At 62.0% G+C, this 1,904-nt stretch carries 2 protein-coding genes and 1 pseudogene; all 3 read left to right on the forward strand.

Features of this window, described 5'->3' with window-relative positions; genetic code table 11:
• Positions 1-526, forward strand: a 526-nt coding sequence (locus tag ACRXB1_RS35320) for a zinc-binding dehydrogenase (protein ID WP_449494689.1), incomplete at its 5' end; no start/stop codon positions are given.
• A 28-nt stretch (positions 527-554) separates the two neighbouring features.
• On the forward strand, positions 555-1,424 hold the full coding sequence (locus ACRXB1_RS35325) for an SDR family oxidoreductase (protein ID WP_449494690.1): 870 nt from the start codon (positions 555-557) through the stop codon (positions 1,422-1,424).
• 46 nt (positions 1,425-1,470) lie between these two features.
• A pseudogene (locus ACRXB1_RS35330) lies at positions 1,471-1,776 on the forward strand (alpha/beta hydrolase); the annotation flags it as partial.
• Positions 1,777-1,904: the final 128 nt, after the last annotated feature.

The raw sequence follows: 1,904 nt of genomic DNA on the forward strand, positions 1-1,904 counted from the left end.
TGTGGGCAGCGTGGTCGGCCAGTTGGCGAAGGCGGCAGGATGCCGGGCGGTGGGCATCGCGGGGGGTGCAGACAAGTGCCGGTACGTGACCGAGACGCTCGGCTTCGATGCGTGCGTCGATTACAAGGCTGGCAACCTGTACGAGGACCTGAAGGCGGCCTTGCCGGATGGGGTCGACGGTTATTTCGAGAACGTCGGCGGGGAAGTGCTCGACGCCGTGTTGCCGCGCATGAACGCGTTCGGCCGTATTGCGTTGTGCGGGATGGTCGCGACCTACGACGGCTCGCCCATGCCGCTCAAGAAACCTTCGCTATTGCTCACACAACGGCTGAAGGTCCAGGGGTTTATCGTGAGTGAGTCGCCGGAAGTGTGGCCCGAAGCGCTCGCTCAGCTCGGGGGCCTCGTCGCGCAGAAAAAGCTGCAGTATCGTGAAAGCATCGCGCAAGGGCTCGAGAACGCGCCCGAAGCGTTTCTCGGCTTGCTCACGGGCAAGAACTTCGGCAAACAGCTCGTCAAGCTGATCTGAGGCCGGGTGCACATCGAAGGGAGACACAGTGGATCAGTTCGACGGCAAGGTAGCGGTGATCACGGGCGCGGGCAGCGGCTTTGGCCGTGAGTTCGCGCTGAAGGGCGCGGCGCTCGGCATGAAGCTCGCACTCGCCGATATCGATGTCAAAGGCCTCACGGAAACCGTCGAGATGGCCCGTGCGTTGGGCGCGCAAGCGCTGGGCGTGCCGACAGACGTCTCCGATGCAAACCAGGTCGACGCCCTGGCACGCATGACCATGGACACGTATGACGCCGTGCACTTGTTGTTCAACAACGCGGGCGTCGGCGCAGGCGGATTCGTGTGGGAAAACAGTGCGAACGACTGGGCTTGGGTGTTCGGCGTCAACGTAATGGGCGTGGCGAACGGCGTGCGTGCGTTCACGCCGTTGATGCTCGCGCAGAACGAACCGGCGCATATCGTCAACACGGCGTCTGTCGCGGGTTTGTTATCCGCGCCCGCAATGGGCGTGTACAACGCATCGAAGCACGCGGTCGTCGCATTGACCGAGACGCTTTATCACGACCTGAAGATCGTCGGCGCTCCCGTGGATTGTTCATTGTTGTGTCCGGCGTTCGTACCCACCGGAATCGCTCAGGCCGAGCGTGCGCGGCCTGAGGAATTGCGTAACGAAGAGCCCATGACGCCATCGCAAACCATGGCAGTCAAGCAGCTAACGAAAGCGGTAGAAGGCGGCAAGCTGAGTGCAAAGGAGGTGGCGGAAATCACTTTTGAGGCCGTGCGCCAACGCCGTTTTTACGTGCTGACGCATCCGAAGATCCTGGCGTCGGTGCAACTGCGCTTCGACGATGTCGCGCAAATGCGGAACCCGACCGATCCGCTTTCGCTGAAGCCCGAGGTGAAAGAGCGGCCTTGAGCACCGATGTGTCATCATCGCGAGCTTTTACCGCCATCCTATTCCCTTGCCGCTGAATCCTGCCATTGCCCAGGTCCTCGAACTGATCGCGAAGGCGAAGCGGCCGCCGTTTCATACGCTGAGCGCTGCCGCAGCGCGGGCATCGTATGAACGCAGCGCCCTGATCATCGATATCGCGCCGGCACCCATGTTCGATATCCAGGATCTGGCTATTCCCGCGCGAGACGGCGCGTCCATTCGCGCGCGGCTTTTTCATCCGGTCGAACCGGCGTGGACCTCCCCGGCGCCGACGCTCGTGTACTTCCACGGCGGCGGTTTCGTGGTGGGGAGCATCGATACCCATGCGGCCCTGGTGTCGGGCCGGCTCTACGTCCAGTACTTGGCACCTGCGTTGAGATTGTCCGATCACGGAAAACGTGATGTCCGCCAAAGTAGTGCTGTGCGCCGCAAATAGATATGAGAGCCGCTTCCAACCGGTTC

The sequence above is a fragment of the Caballeronia sp. M23-90 genome (genome assembly GCF_053574605.1).